Here is a 15,158-nt window from a genome sequence, read left to right as displayed (position 1 = left end):
TCTTGGCCATGCGTCGTTTCCTCCTCTGGCGCCAAAGGTCCGAACCCGCCGCGTGTCGGACAAGGCACCGGCCGGGGCTCCACCGGCCGCTCCCTTCGCCAGGAAGCGGCACGGCGTCAGGGAATGCGACGACACAGCCCGCTACGGCCCGCTGGGCTTCCACTCGAGCGCAATCGGATTGGGCGCGAAGCCCAGCTTCTCGTACAGCGACCGGCCCTCCTCCGAGGCGTGCAGCCACAGCCGCCCCATGCCCGCCTCGCGAGCGAAGGCCATGAGCTCCGTCATCAGCGCACGGGACAGGCCGCGTTTCCGCCACTCGGGCACGGTGTACATGTTGAGGATGTACCCCTCCAGCCCGCTCAGGTGGTTCGCCGCCGGAGGCCGCTCGAAGGGGGCAAGTCCGCTGCACGCCACCGCCTCGCCTCCCGCGTACGCGAGCCATACGTGGAAGCGCCCCTCGGGCATCGCCGTCGTCAGGTAGCGCCGCGTCGCCTCCTCCCAGGCCCTGACGTTGGTTTCCGTGAGTCCACCGAAGATGACCATCAACTCTCGCCGCAGGCGGACGACGTCCTCGATATCGGTCAGTCCCGCCTTGCGAATGCTCCACGTGCTCATGCGTCCCTCCACCGCGAAAAGCAGAAGGCCCCCGTCCACGCGCGGGACGAGGGCCTTCGGGCATCCTTCCACGCTCGAAGCGACAGCCTAGCTGCTCTTGTACTTCACGGAGCAACCGTACGACGTGCTGGTCGCGGTGGGCACCGTCTTTCCGGTGAGCAGCGCGTCCACCGCCGTCTTCACGTAGTTGGTCTTCTTCTCGTTCTTGCCGCGCGGGTCATCGTCGATGGCGCCCGCGTAACGGACGACGCCCTGCTCGTCGATGACGAACATGTGCGGCGTCGTCTTCGCGCCGAAAGACTTGCCCACCGTGCCGCTCGGGTCCTGCAGCACAGGGTAGCTGAAGCCCTCCGTCTTCTTCCAGGCCGCGGACTTGTCCGGCGTGTTGTGCGCCGTGGAGTCCACCGCCAGCCACACCACCTTCTTCGCGTCGAAGCCCTTCAGCGTGTTGGCCATCGTATCGGCCGTGTAGTGGCGCTGCACGAAGGGGCACTCGGGGTTGGTCCACTCGAGGACGACAATCTTGCCCTTGTACTGCGCCAGCGAGTGCTCCTTGCCCGACTCGTCCTTCAGCGTGAAGGCCGGGGCGGGCTTGCCCACCTCGGCGTCAGCGAACGCGGGGGCGCCCAGGAACAGCGCGCCGAGCGACAGAGCGGTGAAGACCTGCTTCATGGCGTTCCTCCTCAGACTTGGGACAGCGCGAAACCACGACGACAGCGACACTTCAGGGCCGTGGGAAGCCCACGGCACAGACGATGTTGGAGCCGCTCTTGCGGCGCGCGGGCGAGCACTCCGCCGCGCGCTTCACCGCGTCCACCACCAGGTCCGCGGTGAGGAGCTCCGACAGTACCTCCGGCTTGTCCGGAGCACCGGGGCTCAGCACCAGATACATGGGCACGCCCGCGCGGCCATGCTCGGCCAGCTTGGCGGTGATGCGTGCATCCCGGCGCGTCCAGTCGGCCACGAAGAAGGCGACCTGGTTCTCGGCGAAGGCGGCGCGGACGTCTTCACGCGACAGCACGGTGCGCTCGTTGAACTTGCAGGTGAGGCACCAGTCGGCGGTGAAGTCGATGAACACCGGCTGCCCGGCCTCCAGCGCCGCCGTGACGGCCGCGGGGTCCCACGGCTGCGTGTGCGCCACCGTGGAGGACGCGCGCGACTCCGGAGCCAGCCCGTCGAAGCGCAGCGCCGCCACGCCCGAGCCCACCAGCACCACCGCCGCCAGCGCCACGCTGGCGAACCGGCGCCCGCCCTCCTGCGCCTGCGACTGGCCGTAGAGCCACGTGCCCAGGCCCACCGCGACGAGGAAGGCCAGGAGCCGCGCCATGCCGTCCACGCCGGCCAGCCCGCCCATCACCCACACCAGCCACACCGTGGTGGCCAGCAGCGCGAAGCCCAGCACCTGCTTGAAGCGCTCCATCCACGCGCCCGGCCTGGGCAGCTTCTTCGCCAGCCCCGGCACCAGCACCAGCAGGCAGAAGGGCAGCGCGAGCCCCAGGCCCAGCGCGAAGAAGACGGCCAGCACCGTGAGCGGGCCCGCCGCGAAGGCGAAGCCCACCGCCGTACCCAGCAGCGGCGCCGAGCAAGGCGTGGCCAGCACCACCGCGAGCACGCCTTCACCCGCGCTGTGCAGCAGGCCGTGGCTCTGGTCCACCCTGCCCGCGAGCGCCGTGCCGTCCATGCCCACGTTGAAGACACCGAAGAGGTTGAGCGCGAAGGCCACCAGCACCGCGCTCACCGCCGCGACGAAGAGCGGCTCCTGGAACTGGAAGCCCCAGCCCACGCTGGCGCCGCCCGCGCGCACCGCGAGCACCGCGCCGGCCAGCAGCAGCATGCTGCCGATGATGCCGCCCGAGTACGCCGCCGCGTGCGCGCCCACGCGGCCGTGCTCGTTCTGCACCATGCGCGTGAAGCCGTACGCCTTGAGCGCCAGCACGGGGAACACGCACGGCATCAGGTTGAGCAGCGCGCCACCGAGGAACGCGAACAGCAGCGCGAGCCCCAGTCCGACGGAAGACTCGGCCGGAGCCGCCACCGGCGTGACAGCGGCCACCGGCTTCACGGCCGCGAGGCTGTCCTTCACGGAAGGAATCTTCGCCACGGCGGGCACGGCGCCAACGGCGCCAACGGCGGCCACCACGGGCGCCATGGGCGCGTCCACCGCGAGCGCCTGGTAACCCGACGCCGCCGTGCCCAGACGAAGCACGCCGGCGAAGCGCGGCTCGGAGCCCGCGACGTCCGGCTCCATCTTGCCCTTGAGCTGGAAGCGGCCCGGGCCCACCGAGGTGAGCGCCACGCTGGCGACGCCGGCGATGCGGTCGGGGGTGAAGAAGTCCTTCTCCAGCGTGGGCAGCGGCGCGCCCTTGGGGCCCGTCACGGTGAGGGTGCCGGTGAAGTCCTGGCCCGCGGTGAGCTGCTTCGAGTCCAGCGCGAGCTGCACCGTGTGGCCGGTGTCCGCCGTGGGGCGCGGCACCTTCGCCTGCGCCGCGTCGAAGGCCTTCATGGCGTCCGCGTCGCGCAGCGTCTCCGGGCCCACGGGCACGTGGCGCGTGAGCATCAGCTCGGCGGGGATGCAGTGCACCTCGCACACCAGCGCGTTGGCCGCGGCGGAGAGCTGCAGCTGACCCGTGGCGTTCTCCGCCGCGCGGGCCTCCGCGAAGAGGAGCACCTCGCCGTCATAGCCGTGCGTGACGATGAAGCCGTCCGGCGTGCGGAAGGTGTGCGGGTAGGGCCACTGCAGCGAGCCCACCGTGGAGCCCGGCGTGTCCCACGTCACCTCCGTCTCCAGGCCCGAGTCGCCCGGGTTCTTCCAGTAGATGTGCCAGCCCGGGTCCATCCGGAAGCGCACGCCCACGCGGAACGTGTCGCCCGGCTTCACCTGGGTGGCATCCACCAGCAGGGCCGCCTCGACGCGCGGGTCGCCCTCGTCGGGCGCACCTGTCGCCACCGCGGAAGGGGGCAGCTCCGCCCACGCCACCGCGGCCGTGAGGAGGACTCCGACAACTCCGGCTCGGCCGAGCCTCTTCGACAGCTGACGCTTCATGCGCCTCCCGTTAACCCACCGGAGGCCGGGCCGCCAGCGAAGGGCACGTGTCTCCGACGAGAAACAACCATCCGGGCAGGCGTGCATTCCCCGCCGCTCCGCCGCCCGTCCCTCTCCTACGGACGGAGCGCCCGGGAGGTTACGCGGCCGCCGCGGGCGGGCAGGCAGGCGCCCCGGCTACTCCTCGCCCTTCCAGGGAACCAGCGCCGGCGCGGGCACGGCGGGGCCCACGCGGCTCATGGTGATACGGGAAACCTCGGAGTGGGCGCGGCGCATCACCAGCGCCGGAACCTGCTGGTTGGCGCGGCGCTCCAGGAAGCGGCGCAGGTCCGCCAGGCGCTCCACGTGGCGGTGCGGCGGCACCTCGGGCGCGCCCAGCCGGGCCAGCTTGTAGAGGGCCATGTCGGCGGACTCGAGCGCGCGCTCGGCGGAGTCCTGGTGACGGCGGCCCAGCGCCTTCCACGCGGCGGCCTCGGCGGCCACCAGCTCCAGCTCCGCAGACACGGCGCGCACGTAGCGGCCCTGCTCGCTGTCCGGGAGGATGCGCGTCACCGGCACGGAGATGCGGCGCGTATCGCCGCTCTCGGTGTAGGACGCGGACACGCTCATGTTCCACTCGGCGCTGCCCAGCAGGCCCGAGAAGAGGACGCGGCGCGGGAAGGCCTGGGACACGGCGCCCAGCGTGGCGCTCATGGCGTCGCCCTCGACGCGCGCGGGGTAGCGGTGGCGGCAGCGCAGGTCCGCGAAGCCCGTGGGCAGCACGTAGATGCGCGCGTCGGACACCACCTCACCGAACAGCTCCGCGCCGAGCTGGCCCACCGCCATGGGTAGACCTTCCGGGTCGTCCACATGGACGAAGCCGGTGCCGGACGGACTGGTGAGCGCCTCGAGGATGTCGGGCAGGTAGTGCCGGCCCAGGCCCAGCGCGTGCAGCATGACGCCAGACTCGGCGACGCGGCTGCCCAGCGTCTTGAACTCGGCGAGCTGCGACGGGCCCACGGAAGGCTCGCCGTCGGTGAGCATCAGCACCTGCGGGCGGGCGCCGGGGACGAGCACGCGGCGGGCGGCCTCGGAGGCGCGCTCGACAGCCTCGTGCAGGGCGGTGCCCTCGCCGGACTCCAGGCGCGAGAGCACCTTGAGGAACTGGGCCTTCGCGTTGGGCTCCATGGCGCGCATGGGGAGCACCTGCTCGGGCTCGGCGTCGAAGGTGAGCAGGCCCAGGTAGTCGCGCGGGCTGGAGCGTTCCACCAGCGTCTGCGCGGCCTGCACGGCGGCGAGCAGCGGCACGCCGCGCATGGACGCGCTGCGGTCCAGGGCGAGGTTGATGGCGACGGGAGCGCGGGGCGCCTCGGCGTCCGCCTCCAGCGTGACGAGGAGGAGCACCTCCCGGCCGTGCTCGGCATCGCGCTCCACTGCCCAGGCCGTCTGCTTCATCCGAACTCCCCCGTGCTGTCACGAGGCATTGTGCCGCGAATCACTCTGCGAGGAATGACACCCCTCGCCACCGGAAGTCTCATGGGCCACAACGCCCCGGGAGCGGGGGCTCCCGTGGGAAGGCTTCAGGGCAGCAGAATGTCGGGAGTCTGGCTTTCCGGCAAGGGGGCCGGCCGGAGCCGCACGCGGGGTCAGGGGCCGCGCCGACACCTCAACGCGGCGTCCCACACGCGGCACAGTGACGCGCCTCGGGTGTGCGCAGGGGCTTGCCGCACTTCGTACACGACGGGCCGTAGAGGATGAGCCGGTGGTGCGCCACCGCATTGGGGTTCGTCTCGCGGAAACCCGTGAGCCGCTCGTACTCCTCGCACACCGGTGCGAGCACAGCCCGCACCGAAATCGGCTGCGTCCTCGAAGCCTCGGACACCTTGAAGCGCTGGATGGGGTTCAAGTACATCCGCGCCACCTGCGCGAACTCCTCCTCATCGAGCATCGGGACATCCATCCGGCAACGCCAACACCACAGCACCTTCATCGCGGCCTCCTCGAATAGGGAAGCGCGGAACGACGCCGGACTGGAAGGAAAGATGACGGCCCGCTCACGAAGAGAGGCCGAAGGGAGCGCTCACACCCGGGAGCTCACCGTGGAGGGAGCCGCCGCTCGGGCCTGATGCCGCTCAGCCACAAACGCAACTGGAATGCCCCCGCGCATCCATGGGCCGCGGGGGCCCCGACTCACTCCGCCGCCTGCCAACCGCCCCACGATTCCTCGTTGTAGCCCCAGCGGCCGCCCGCCGAGCCGTCCATTTGAGGCACGCCTTCGGACTCGCCCTCGTCCTTGCGGTCCGCGTAAGGCAGGCCTTCATCGTCCATGTACGTGGTGTCGTCGTGCTGAACCATGTCCGGCTCCTGTCGAGCGCTCCGCCTGGGTGGAGATGGACGGCCTCGCGGCTCGCCTCTCCTCGGGCGCCCTTCCTTTCGGTCGACTCGGGCCCACCCCATGTAGTGCCCGACCACTCAAGCGTTGACCGATTTACTGACCATGTTGTCCATGTCGCCTTGCGTTGTAAAGCCCTTGGAGCATCAAAGTTGTTTGGTTGTCCAACGGCCCACGCTTGCCCGCCTGCCCCACGTCAGCGCGATACGTAATTACCGCTACTTACGGACAGTCATCCGTCCGACACTCCGCGCGACAATCGTACAAGGTAGGTCCGCGGGGTGATTGACGGAAGCTCTACACGCTTCACGCTGAGGCGATTTTCAGCGCTGTCGTCCCCGGGCTGTCATCGCAGTAAATGCGAGGCCAGGTCGGTTCCCCACCAGCGGGCCGCGGCTTCGTGCTTCACTGCCGGACACGCTCCACCGCGCGCCTCTTGATTCGCGAATCAACGCTGTTAGGGTTGACCTGAACTCGAGCTTTGCCGCGCCGCGGCAACCGGGCCTTCTCCTCCGCCGCGCGCGCTCCCAGAGGTCCTCAAGAGTCCCATGAGCCCCATCATCACCGGCCTATTGCTCGCCGTCGCCGTACCCATCTTCGTGATGACCATGTCTGGTCGCGTGGGCGTGCTGCTCGCGATGAAGAAGGAGAACCGGCTCGACAACATTCCCCTGCGCATCAAGCGGCTCGTGCTCTTCGGCCTCGGCCAGAAGCGCATGGTGGACCCGGAGGAGTTCACCCCGGGCCTGATGCACGTCTTCATCTACGCGGCGTTCATGGTGCTGGCGCTGCGCACCGTCATGCTGTTCGTGATGGGCTTCTCGTCCACGGCGCTGGACGTGCTGACGGACCTGAGCCACCCGGTCTGGGCGGATGTGCCGGGCCTGCTCGTCCTCTACAAGGTCTACCTGCTGGCCAAGGACGTGGTGGCCGCGCTCGCCGTGCTCGGCTGCGCCTACTTCGTCTGGACGCGCTGGAAGGTGAAGCCGGACCGCATGACGGTCTCCTGGGAGGCGTACCTCATCCTGGGCTTCATCTCCGGCCTGATGATTACGGAGTTCATGTTCGGCGGCAGCCACATGGTGGCGCAAGCCGCCGCCCAGGTGCAGATGGGCGCCACGCAGGTGCCCGCCGCCCCGTCCGCCCTCGTGTGGTGGGAGCCCGTCACCAGCGTCGTCGGCCTGGCGATGATGCCGCTGGGCGTGACGGCCTCGCACGTGGTGGGCGTGGCGGGCTTCTGGATTCACCTCACCATCATCCTGTCGTTCCTGAACTTCCTGCCCATCGGCAAGCACTTCCACATCATCACCGGCCTGCCCAACGTCTTCTTCCAGCGCACCCACTCCACCGGCAAGCTGCCCACGCCCAACCTGGAGAAGGAGGAGTTCGGCACCGCCACGGTGAGGGACCTCACCTGGAAGAACGGCCTGGACCTGTACTCCTGTACGGAGTGCGGCCGCTGCCAGACGCACTGTCCGACGTACATCACCGGCAAGCCGCTCACCCACAAGGGTGTGAACCAGGACCTGAAGCATTGGATCTGGGACCACGAGCAGTGGGTGGAGGAAGGCTACGGCCCCAGCAAGACGAAGGAGCCGCTGCCGGAAATCGTCGGCTCGGCGCTGAAGTCGGAGACGGTGTGGGCGTGCACGAGCTGCGGCTGGTGCGAGCAGGCCTGCCCGGTGTTCATCGAGAACGTCCCGCGCCTCATCGACATGCGCCGCTACCAGGTGCAGGTGAAGGCGGACTTCCCGCCCGAAATCCAGCGCGTGTTCGAGGGCATCGAGCGCCAGGGCAACCCCTGGGGCCTGGGCCAGGACCGGCGCGACGAGTGGGCGGAGGATTTGGCGCTGCCCACCTGGGGTGACGGCGGCGGCCCGTACGAGTACCTCTTCTTCGTGGGCTGCGCGGGCAGCTACGACGACAAGCAGAAGAAGGTCAGCCGCGCGCTGGTGAAAATCATGCGCGAGGCGGGCGTGTCCTTCGCCACGCTGTCCAAGCAGGAGATGTGCAACGGCGACTCCGCCCGCCGCATGGGCAACGAGTACCTGTTCCAGACGATGGCGAAGACGAACGTCGAGACGTGGAACTCGATGGGCGTGAAGGCCGTCATCACCCAGTGCCCGCACTGCTTCAACACCATCAAGAACGAGTACCCGGAGTTCGGCGGTGAGTACCGCGTCATCAACCACACGCAGCTCATCAACGAGCTGCTGAACGAGAAGCGCATCAAGCTCTCGGCGGTGATGAATACGAAGCTCACGTACCACGACCCCTGCTACCTGGGCCGCCACAACGGCGTGTACGACGCGCCTCGCGAGGTGCTCAACGCCATCCCCGGCCTGGAAGTGGTGGAGATGCAGCGCAGCAAGCGCGAGGGCTTCTGCTGCGGCGCGGGCGGCGGGCGCATGTGGATGGAGGAGCACATCGGCACGCGCATCAACCACAACCGCCTGAACGAGGCGGCGCTGACGCTGAAGCACGCCGAGGACCCGTCCACGCCGTTCCCCGACGCCACGGACAAGAAGAAGCCGGGCATGGTGGGCGACTACAAGGAGAAGGGCGGCACCGGCGTGGTGGCGGTGGCGTGCCCGTTCTGCTCGACGATGCTCAACGACGCGGTCAACGACACCGACCGCGGCGAGAACATCAAGATCAAGGACATCACCGAGCTGGTGGCCGACTCGCTCGTCCAGACGCGGAGCGGCGCGGGCACCGTGACGCCCGGCGTGACGGTGAGCGCCAAGCCGGAGTGAGCGGCACCACCGGCTGACGGACTCCTCAAGTCCGTCACCGTGAGCGAGGGCCCGGAGGCTTCCACCGCGAAGCCGCCGGGCCTTCGTCGTTCAGGGCCGCCATTCAACGAGGAAGGAGCAGCCGGGGGGCTCGTGGCGGAGCACCGTGACGCGGGACTCGCGCGCGCCCATCATCCCGAGCGCCGCCTCCAGCAGGCCCACGTAGTAGGCGGGCCGGTCCGCGATGTCGTTGATGAACAGCTCATAGGCGTTCGGTCCCCGCTCCGTCGCGCGGCAGCTCTGGAAGTTGTTGGACATGCGGAAGCCCCGGTCGAGCTGCGCCAGCCCCAGCCGAGGCCCCAGCGTGCGCGCGGCCGTGGCCATCACCCGGCCGAGCATGGTGCACAGCAGCCCCTCGATGACGGAGCGGCCCAGCTTCTTCAGGGCCTCGTCGCGCTCCAGCTCGGGCCACACGTCGCGCAGGATGATGTCCTGCCACTTGAGCCACGAGTTGAAGGCGTAGGCCGGCAGCAGGTCCTGGTCCAAATCCAGCCCCTCGGCGCGCAGCGATTCACGAGCGGACGGGGACAGGCGCCCGCGCAGGGCGACGAGGAACAGGCCCTGCACGGCGCTCACGTAGATGAGGCGCGTGTCCGGCGTCTCCATGTCCACGGCTCCGCGATGAACGGAATAGCGCTCCGGCCCAGCGCTCCCCAGCCCCACATGTCGGGCGGCCCGGCCCGGATGGGGCAGGCTGTCCATGAACGGAAAAGGAAACCCCGTTGCTGACGCAACCGGGTATGCCCTTTGGTGCAGGAGTGTCCGGCAGTCGACGGAGCTCAGCTCTTGCGGGACTTCTCGGCGCGCAGGGCACGCTCCAGCCGCTTCATGGGGCCCTCGTCCCCCAGCTTGCCGGCGACGTACGCGCCCGCGGAGGCGAGCTTGCGGTCCAGCTTGTCCGGCGTGGGGATGGACGGCTCGGAGCGCAAGTCCGTGATGCCGACGCCGGAGAGCAGCGTGCGCGCGAGGTCCCGCTCGTCGTCCTTGGCGTGCGGGAGGAGCAGCTTGCAGACCTCGGCGTGGCCGTGGGCGGCGGCCATGATGAGCGGCGTCTCGCCGATGCTGTCCGTCAGCTCGGGGTCCGCGCCGGCCTCCAGCAGCAGGCGCACGATGTCGGCGCGGCCCATGCGGGCGGCGGCCATCAGCGGCGTGCGGCCCTCCCCGTCGAACGGGTCCGGGTGCTCCCTGGCGGCGAGCTGGGACTTCACGGCGTCACGGTCACCGGCGAGCACTGCATCGAACAGGGACATCACCCACCTCCAAGCCACGGCAGCATCGCGCCTCGCGGACCCGGACGCCAGTTGCCCCGGGCGTGGGCAGGCCGGCCTGCCCCGGCGCGGTCGGGCAGGCCCGCCACGCGACTCCTCGGAGTAGCGGGCATGGATGCCCGCCCGGCGGGCCTGCGTCACCCGGCAGAACGCCGCACAGGCAACGCATCGTCTCCCATGATGAGCCACGTGGCCACGCGAGAGGCCGGACAACCCGTCGGCCTTGTCACTGCCCCCGGGGCAGAGCAGCCAGCCAGGCGAGCAGCGCGTGCTGCTCCGTGGGCTCCACCAGGAGCCACTCGTGTCCCCGGCCGGCGACGATGCGCGTCTGGAGCGGCACGCCCGCCGCGCTCCAGGTCTCCTGCGCCTTCTGCCACAGGGCGGGCCCCTTACCGTCCCTCTTCCCCACCACGGCCAGCAGCGGCACGCGCGTGTACGCGGTTCCATGCGGAGGCGTGAGCTCATCCCCACGCGAGAAGCGCGGCGCCCCGGCCAGGAGCACCAGCCCGCCGAAAGCGTCCGGCCGCGCGGACCACAACTCCAGCGCCATCTGCGCGCCCGCGCTGAACCCCAGCAGCACCGGCCGGCGCACGTCCACGGTCGGCACGCGCGCCGCCACATCCGGCAACACCTTCGACATCAGCCGGTTGGCATCCGCGCCCTTCCAGTCGGTGAAGTCCTTCTGCGACAGCGTCAGCAGCGCGAACCCCGTCCAGGAGAAGACCTTTGCCAGCGGCTCCACCAACTCCAGCCCATCCGCTCCCGAGGGATGCAGCCACACGATGAGCCGGTGCGGACTCTGCTCGTAGGCCTCCCCCGAGACGAAGAGCCGGTACGGCAGCCCGCCTTCTGGCGCGCCGGTGTGCAGCACGATGTCCGGAGACGGCTCCGGGAGTACGACAACCTCCCGAGGCCGGGCCGCACACGCGGCGCACAGCGCCAGGGCCCACGCGAGGACGGCGAGTCGCACGCAATCCATGCGATTAGAGCGGCCCGTACGACGGTTCCGCCGCGCTCGGCACCGCGAGCGACACGGAGGACGGCGTGCCCGTGCCCGTCGTCGCCCGGTAGATGCCCGGCTCGCCACCGCCGCCCTCGTCGAGGAGGAACCCGACCTGGTTGGAGCGAGTCCACGTCGGCCAGGTCTCCTGCACGCTCGCGGAGGTGCGGTCCGTCACCCGCTGCAGGGCGCTCACCCCCGCGGTGGTGTTGAACGAGGCCACGAAGATGCGCACGCTGCCCGACGACAGCCGCCCGTCGAACGCCACCGCCGAGCCGCTGGGCGCCACCGCCACGCGGTTCTCCACCGCGAGCACCTCATTCCCCAGTGAGCTGAACCTGGCGGCGGAGCCGTCGAGCGGCACGAGCGCAATCTGGCTGAGGTTGCGCAGCCCGCTGCCGGCCGGCGCCACCACCGCGGTCCCGTTGGGCAGGAACGACGGCGCGCCGTAGCCGATGGTGGTGTTGGGCGTGAGGTCCACGAAGCCGCTGCCGTCCGTGTTCACCCGGCCCAGCGAGGTGAGGGAGCTGTTGTTCGTGGAGAAGACGAAGACGACGCTCCGCCCGTCCGGGCTGAAGGTGGGCGTGCGGAAGTTGGTGCAGCCGCGCGGGCACGCGGAGTCCCCGGAGCTGAACAGCGTGGCCGTGGTGCCGCCCGACGTGGGCACCGTCTGCAGCGAGGTGGCCGTGCCGGTGCGCTGCACGAAGACGATGCTGCGCCCGTCGCGCGACACGGAGGGCCAGTACACGCCGCCCACCGTCGTCAGCTTCTGCGGGCTGTTCGGGTCGCCGTCGTCGTCCACCACGTAGACGTTGCGGTCGCCCTCGCGCACGAAGGCGAAGCCCTGCGTGAAGAGGACATCGCCCGCGCCGCCACCACCGCCGTCGTCGATGGGCTCGCACGCCCCCAACAACCCCACCGCCAGCACTCCACCGATGAACCGCCACATGCCCTTCATCGCTGTCGCTCCGCTTTCCGGCCGCTTCGAGTGCCCCGTACTACAGGGTGCGCCGGGTCGGACGTCAACGCGTCACGGGAGATTCAACGGGGCATCTGGACTGTCAGCGGTTGAGCTTCTGGAGCTCGTTGCGACACATGTTGCACAGCGACAACTGCTTGCGGTCCGTGTCCTGGGGCGTCTGGGCGAAGAACATGACGCACCGGGGGTCCTCGCAGTAGGACAGCCCCAGGAGGTGCCCGGCCTGGTGCACCGCCTCCACCTGCACCCGGCGCCGCAGCGGGTCCCCGTCCGCGCCCTGGCGGAGGCGGAAGAGGCTCACCACCGCCGTGTGGGACTCGCGGTCCGCCTCGCCGAAAACGAAGGGCGAGTCGGGGACGAAGAGGTCCACGTCGGTGATGCCCATGACGGCGGCCTGGCCGGGCTCCAGCATCGGAGAGAGCCGCCGCATGATGGCGTTGCAGTGGTACTGGCTCCGGTCCTTGTTGAAGGCGTAGGCCGGAGAGGGAAGGGCCGTCTTCGCCACGACCGCCTGGACGCCCATGTGCGTCGCCAGCGGGTCCTGCAAGTCCCTCAGGAGGGAGGCCGGTGGGCTACCCACGGAGACCAGCAGGAGCGTCTTCTGCGGCATCGGGCCACCGTCCTTCATGCACTCGGACGGACGCGCTTGCTACCGCGTCCCCCCGGAGCGGAGTGGCTGGGGCGCAAGGATTCGAACCTTGATACTCAGAGTCAAAGTCTGATGTCCTGCCATTAGACGACGCCCCAGCAGGTTCGCACGGTTGTTTCCGGTGCCCGATTCTACGGCATCCCGACGGGCTCGGGAACCCACCCTGACATGGTTCCCGGGCCTTGTCCGCCATATGACCCGGCCCGGGGCTCCGCGCCAATGAGGATCTTCCCGGAGGCCGGAAATCCGGGCCCGGCGTCACTGCCGGCCTGGACTTCGAGTGAAGCCGGGAGGGCACTCCCGGCCCCTCGGCCCCCGGGCGGGGCGGCGCCGCGCCGCGCCACGCGGCGCCGTGGGGCCCTCCCTCAGCCCTTGAGAACGGCCAGCGGCGTCAGCCTCCGGAGCGGGGTGACGAGGTCGGCCTCGTCCTCCAGCACCTCGGTGATGTCGCGGTAGACGGCGGGGGCCTCCTCGACCAGGGTCGCGGAGCGGTCCCGGTCGTACACCACGCGGCGCATGGCGTGCTCCAGCGCGGCCGGGCGGATCCGCGCGCGGGCCTCGGTGCGGGTGAGGACGCGGCCGGCGCCGTGCGAGCAGGAGCGGAAGGCGCGCGGCTCGCCCCGGCCCTCCACCACGTACGAGGCCGTGCCCATGGAGCCGGGGATGAGCCCTCGCTGTCCCGCCTCCAGGTGCACCGCGCCCTTGCGGTGGATGAGCAGCATGCGCCCCCCGTGCTCCTCCGGGGCCACGTGGTTGTGGTGCACGTCCACGGTGGACTCCACGTCGGGGGACACGCCGAGCACCTCCGCCACGAGGGGCAGCACGCGCGCGGCGATGGCGTCCCGGTTGGCGCGGGCGAAGCGGAAGGCCCACTGGAGGTCCGCGAGGCACGCGGCACCCTCGGGGGTGTCCGTGCCAAGCCCGGACAGGAGGTCCTGCCCTCCGAGCGCCCGTGCCACGTGCACGTGGTGGCCGGTGATGGCGGAGCCCACGCCTCGGGAGCCGGTGTGCAGGAGCAGCCACACGTCTCCGTCGGCGTCACGGTCCAGCTCGAGGAAGTGATTGCCTCCGCCGAGCGTGCCCAGGTGTCGCGGAGCCAGCCGCTCCCACGCGTGGCGCAGCTTCTGGGTGGCCAGCGGCGGGGACTCCAGCTCCGGAGGCAATGTGACGCCGCGCCCCCGGCGGATGGCGTCTCCCACCGGCACCTCGCGGGCGAGCCGGGCCAGCAGGAGCTCCAGCTGTTCGCGGCCCGGGAGGAGCTCGGGCCGGGGGAAGCGGTACGCACTCACGCCGCAGCCCAGGTCCGAGCCCAGCGCGCCTGGCACCACATGGTTCGCGGTGGCGAAGACGGTGCCCACGGCGATGCCCCAGGCCACGTGGATGTCCGGCATGGCGGCCACGTGCTCGACGACGTAGGGCTGGGAGGCGATGAGACGGAGCTGCTTCTCCGCTCCGTCCGGCAGTGCGCGGGCCCAGACGAGAATGGGCACGCCGCCGGGGTCCGCGGGGAGGACGCGGGGCATCATGACTCACCTCCCGCGTCCTCGGGCTCGAGTTGCGAGCGCTCCGCCACGCCGATGTAGATGAAGCGCAGTTGCGGGACGCGCTTCAGGTCCAACTGGAGCGCGAGCTGCGAGCGCACGTAGCTGCTGGCGCGGTCGATGGCCTCCTGCACGGCTCGCGTGCCGGAGGCCGCGGCGGCGGGAGTCAGGGTGTAGCCGATGCGGGCGAGACGGCCATCCGGGGACAGCTCGAACGACGACAGCGAGACGCCTTCGAGCCGTGGGTCGGACAGGCCGCCACGGAAGAGCAGGGACACCTCCTGGAACAGGGTGGACTGCACGCGCAGGTGGCGCGCGGACGGGTTTTCAGAGGGAGACAGCGAGGACGACGACAGCGAAGAACCCTCGCGCCGACGGGACGCGCGGGGACGGCGATTCCTGGAAGAAGACATGAGTGGACGAACGGTTCCCAGCAGGCCGCGCGTGCGCCTCGTGGCTCCGGGCTTCAGGCCTCGGAAGACACACGAATCGGCACACGCCGGCCGGTTGCACGGCGGTTACGGCTCCGCGCGCACGTGTCCTGGAAGGGGAGGAACCCGCTCCGTCCCGCTCAGCGCTACGACTCAGCGAGGGAGGAGGTCAGACCCGGGCAGACACGCACGGCGAGGAGCGACCCGAGACACCGTTCAGTACAGTTCCCATGACACACCTCCCGCCGCGCGCATTGCTCCGGCACGGACCATTCGTTCAGGGACAAGGTGCCTGCGCACCCCGCCCACGTCAACCGGGGCCCGGACGTGGACCGCCTTGCATTCCTGACAAGAGGAGTGGGAGCAGGCCCACACGAGGTCCTGCCCGCCACGCTGGGGCAGATGTCATCTGGCTACCAGCCGCTCTTTCCACCATCTGACGACCAGCCCGCTGCTGGATTGGCCC

The 15,158-nt window shown here is 70.2% G+C and carries 14 protein-coding genes and 1 tRNA gene; 1 reads left to right on the top strand and 14 read right to left on the bottom strand.

Features of this window, described 5'->3' with window-relative positions; translation table 11 throughout:
* Window positions 1–141 precede the first annotated feature (141 nt).
* From ACVTJA_RS02425 to ACVTJA_RS02400, 6 genes are all read right to left on the bottom strand, one after another.
* Complete coding sequence (locus ACVTJA_RS02425; RefSeq protein ID WP_465833439.1) at window positions 142–615, bottom strand: GNAT family N-acetyltransferase; 474 nt, start codon at window positions 613–615, stop codon at window positions 142–144.
* A gap of 87 nt (window positions 616–702) precedes the next feature.
* Complete coding sequence (locus ACVTJA_RS02420) at window positions 703–1,287, bottom strand: thioredoxin family protein (protein WP_465833437.1); 585 nt, start codon at window positions 1,285–1,287, stop codon at window positions 703–705.
* 52 nt (window positions 1,288–1,339) lie between these two features.
* Window positions 1,340–3,658, bottom strand: a complete 2,319-nt coding sequence (locus ACVTJA_RS02415) for a protein-disulfide reductase DsbD family protein (RefSeq protein WP_465833435.1) — start codon at window positions 3,656–3,658, stop codon at window positions 1,340–1,342.
* Window positions 3,659–3,835: 177 nt separating this feature from the next.
* Complete coding sequence (locus ACVTJA_RS02410) at window positions 3,836–5,092, bottom strand: vWA domain-containing protein (protein WP_465833433.1); 1,257 nt, start codon at window positions 5,090–5,092, stop codon at window positions 3,836–3,838.
* Between the two features lie 211 nt (window positions 5,093–5,303).
* The gene (locus ACVTJA_RS02405) at window positions 5,304–5,585 is read right to left on the bottom strand and encodes a hypothetical protein (protein WP_465833431.1); all 282 of its coding nucleotides are present in this window, start codon (window positions 5,583–5,585) and stop codon (window positions 5,304–5,306) included.
* A gap of 242 nt (window positions 5,586–5,827) precedes the next feature.
* The gene (locus ACVTJA_RS02400) at window positions 5,828–5,992 is read right to left on the bottom strand and encodes a hypothetical protein (RefSeq protein ID WP_206722666.1); all 165 of its coding nucleotides are present in this window, start codon (window positions 5,990–5,992) and stop codon (window positions 5,828–5,830) included.
* A gap of 585 nt (window positions 5,993–6,577) precedes the next feature.
* On the opposite strand from ACVTJA_RS02400, the gene ACVTJA_RS02395 reads away from it, so the two are divergent.
* Window positions 6,578–8,785, top strand: coding sequence for a (Fe-S)-binding protein (locus ACVTJA_RS02395; protein WP_465833429.1), 2,208 nt, complete (start codon window positions 6,578–6,580; stop codon window positions 8,783–8,785).
* 90 nt (window positions 8,786–8,875) lie between these two features.
* Here ACVTJA_RS02395 and ACVTJA_RS02390 read toward each other — a convergent pair whose 3' ends face one another.
* The 8 genes from ACVTJA_RS02390 to ACVTJA_RS02355 form a co-directional block, all read right to left on the bottom strand.
* Window positions 8,876–9,430, bottom strand: a complete 555-nt coding sequence (locus tag ACVTJA_RS02390; protein ID WP_465833427.1) for a DUF2378 family protein — start codon at window positions 9,428–9,430, stop codon at window positions 8,876–8,878.
* A 173-nt stretch (window positions 9,431–9,603) separates the two neighbouring features.
* Window positions 9,604–10,074 (bottom strand): ankyrin repeat domain-containing protein, encoded by a 471-nt coding sequence (locus tag ACVTJA_RS02385; RefSeq protein ID WP_465833425.1) that lies wholly within the window; start codon window positions 10,072–10,074, stop codon window positions 9,604–9,606.
* Between the two features lie 244 nt (window positions 10,075–10,318).
* Window positions 10,319–11,062, bottom strand: coding sequence for an alpha/beta hydrolase (locus ACVTJA_RS02380; protein WP_465833423.1), 744 nt, complete (start codon window positions 11,060–11,062; stop codon window positions 10,319–10,321).
* Between the two features lie 13 nt (window positions 11,063–11,075).
* Window positions 11,076–12,050: a TolB family protein gene (locus tag ACVTJA_RS02375; protein WP_465833421.1), complete on the bottom strand. Its 975-nt coding sequence runs from the start codon at window positions 12,048–12,050 to the stop codon at window positions 11,076–11,078.
* A gap of 103 nt (window positions 12,051–12,153) precedes the next feature.
* Entirely contained in the window at window positions 12,154–12,681 is a 528-nt protein-coding gene (locus tag ACVTJA_RS02370) for a non-proteolytic archaemetzincin-like protein (protein WP_465833419.1), read from the bottom strand.
* Window positions 12,682–12,744: 63 nt separating this feature from the next.
* Window positions 12,745–12,818, bottom strand: a tRNA-Gln gene (locus tag ACVTJA_RS02365).
* Window positions 12,819–13,085: 267 nt separating this feature from the next.
* Window positions 13,086–14,246 carry an RtcB family protein gene (locus tag ACVTJA_RS02360; protein ID WP_465833417.1) on the bottom strand — a complete coding sequence of 387 codons (1,161 nt, stop codon included), beginning with the start codon at window positions 14,244–14,246 and terminating at the stop codon, window positions 13,086–13,088.
* Complete coding sequence (locus ACVTJA_RS02355) at window positions 14,243–14,674, bottom strand: ribosome-binding factor A (RefSeq protein ID WP_465833415.1); 432 nt, start codon at window positions 14,672–14,674, stop codon at window positions 14,243–14,245. The genes ACVTJA_RS02360 and ACVTJA_RS02355 overlap by 4 nt, the downstream gene beginning before the upstream one ends.
* Window positions 14,675–15,158: the final 484 nt, after the last annotated feature.

The sequence above is a fragment of the Pyxidicoccus sp. M6 genome, assembly GCF_055568925.1.
Note: the sequence above shows the minus strand (reverse complement) of the source record. Positions and strands in the feature narration are given on the sequence as shown.

What these genes read in the sequence shown, in the direction of transcription:
- ACVTJA_RS02425 (WP_465833439.1), bottom strand. Translation starts at nt 615, where the DNA reads ATGAGCACGTGGAGCATTCGCAAGGCGGGACTGACCGATATCGAGGAC.
- ACVTJA_RS02420 (WP_465833437.1), bottom strand. Translation starts at nt 1,287, where the DNA reads ATGAAGCAGGTCTTCACCGCTCTGTCGCTCGGCGCGCTGTTCCTGGGC.
- ACVTJA_RS02415 (WP_465833435.1), bottom strand. Translation starts at nt 3,658, where the DNA reads ATGAAGCGTCAGCTGTCGAAGAGGCTCGGCCGAGCCGGAGTTGTCGGA.
- ACVTJA_RS02410 (WP_465833433.1), bottom strand. Translation starts at nt 5,092, where the DNA reads ATGAAGCAGACGGCCTGGGCAGTGGAGCGCGATGCCGAGCACGGCCGG.
- ACVTJA_RS02405 (WP_465833431.1), bottom strand. Translation starts at nt 5,585, where the DNA reads ATGCTCGATGAGGAGGAGTTCGCGCAGGTGGCGCGGATGTACTTGAAC.
- ACVTJA_RS02400 (WP_206722666.1), bottom strand. Translation starts at nt 5,992, where the DNA reads ATGGTTCAGCACGACGACACCACGTACATGGACGATGAAGGCCTGCCT.
- ACVTJA_RS02395 (WP_465833429.1), top strand. Translation starts at nt 6,578, where the DNA reads ATGAGCCCCATCATCACCGGCCTATTGCTCGCCGTCGCCGTACCCATC.
- ACVTJA_RS02390 (WP_465833427.1), bottom strand. Translation starts at nt 9,430, where the DNA reads ATGGAGACGCCGGACACGCGCCTCATCTACGTGAGCGCCGTGCAGGGC.
- ACVTJA_RS02385 (WP_465833425.1), bottom strand. Translation starts at nt 10,074, where the DNA reads ATGTCCCTGTTCGATGCAGTGCTCGCCGGTGACCGTGACGCCGTGAAG.
- ACVTJA_RS02375 (WP_465833421.1), bottom strand. Translation starts at nt 12,050, where the DNA reads ATGAAGGGCATGTGGCGGTTCATCGGTGGAGTGCTGGCGGTGGGGTTG.
- ACVTJA_RS02370 (WP_465833419.1), bottom strand. Translation starts at nt 12,681, where the DNA reads ATGCCGCAGAAGACGCTCCTGCTGGTCTCCGTGGGTAGCCCACCGGCC.
- ACVTJA_RS02360 (WP_465833417.1), bottom strand. Translation starts at nt 14,246, where the DNA reads ATGATGCCCCGCGTCCTCCCCGCGGACCCCGGCGGCGTGCCCATTCTC.
- ACVTJA_RS02355 (WP_465833415.1), bottom strand. Translation starts at nt 14,674, where the DNA reads ATGTCTTCTTCCAGGAATCGCCGTCCCCGCGCGTCCCGTCGGCGCGAG.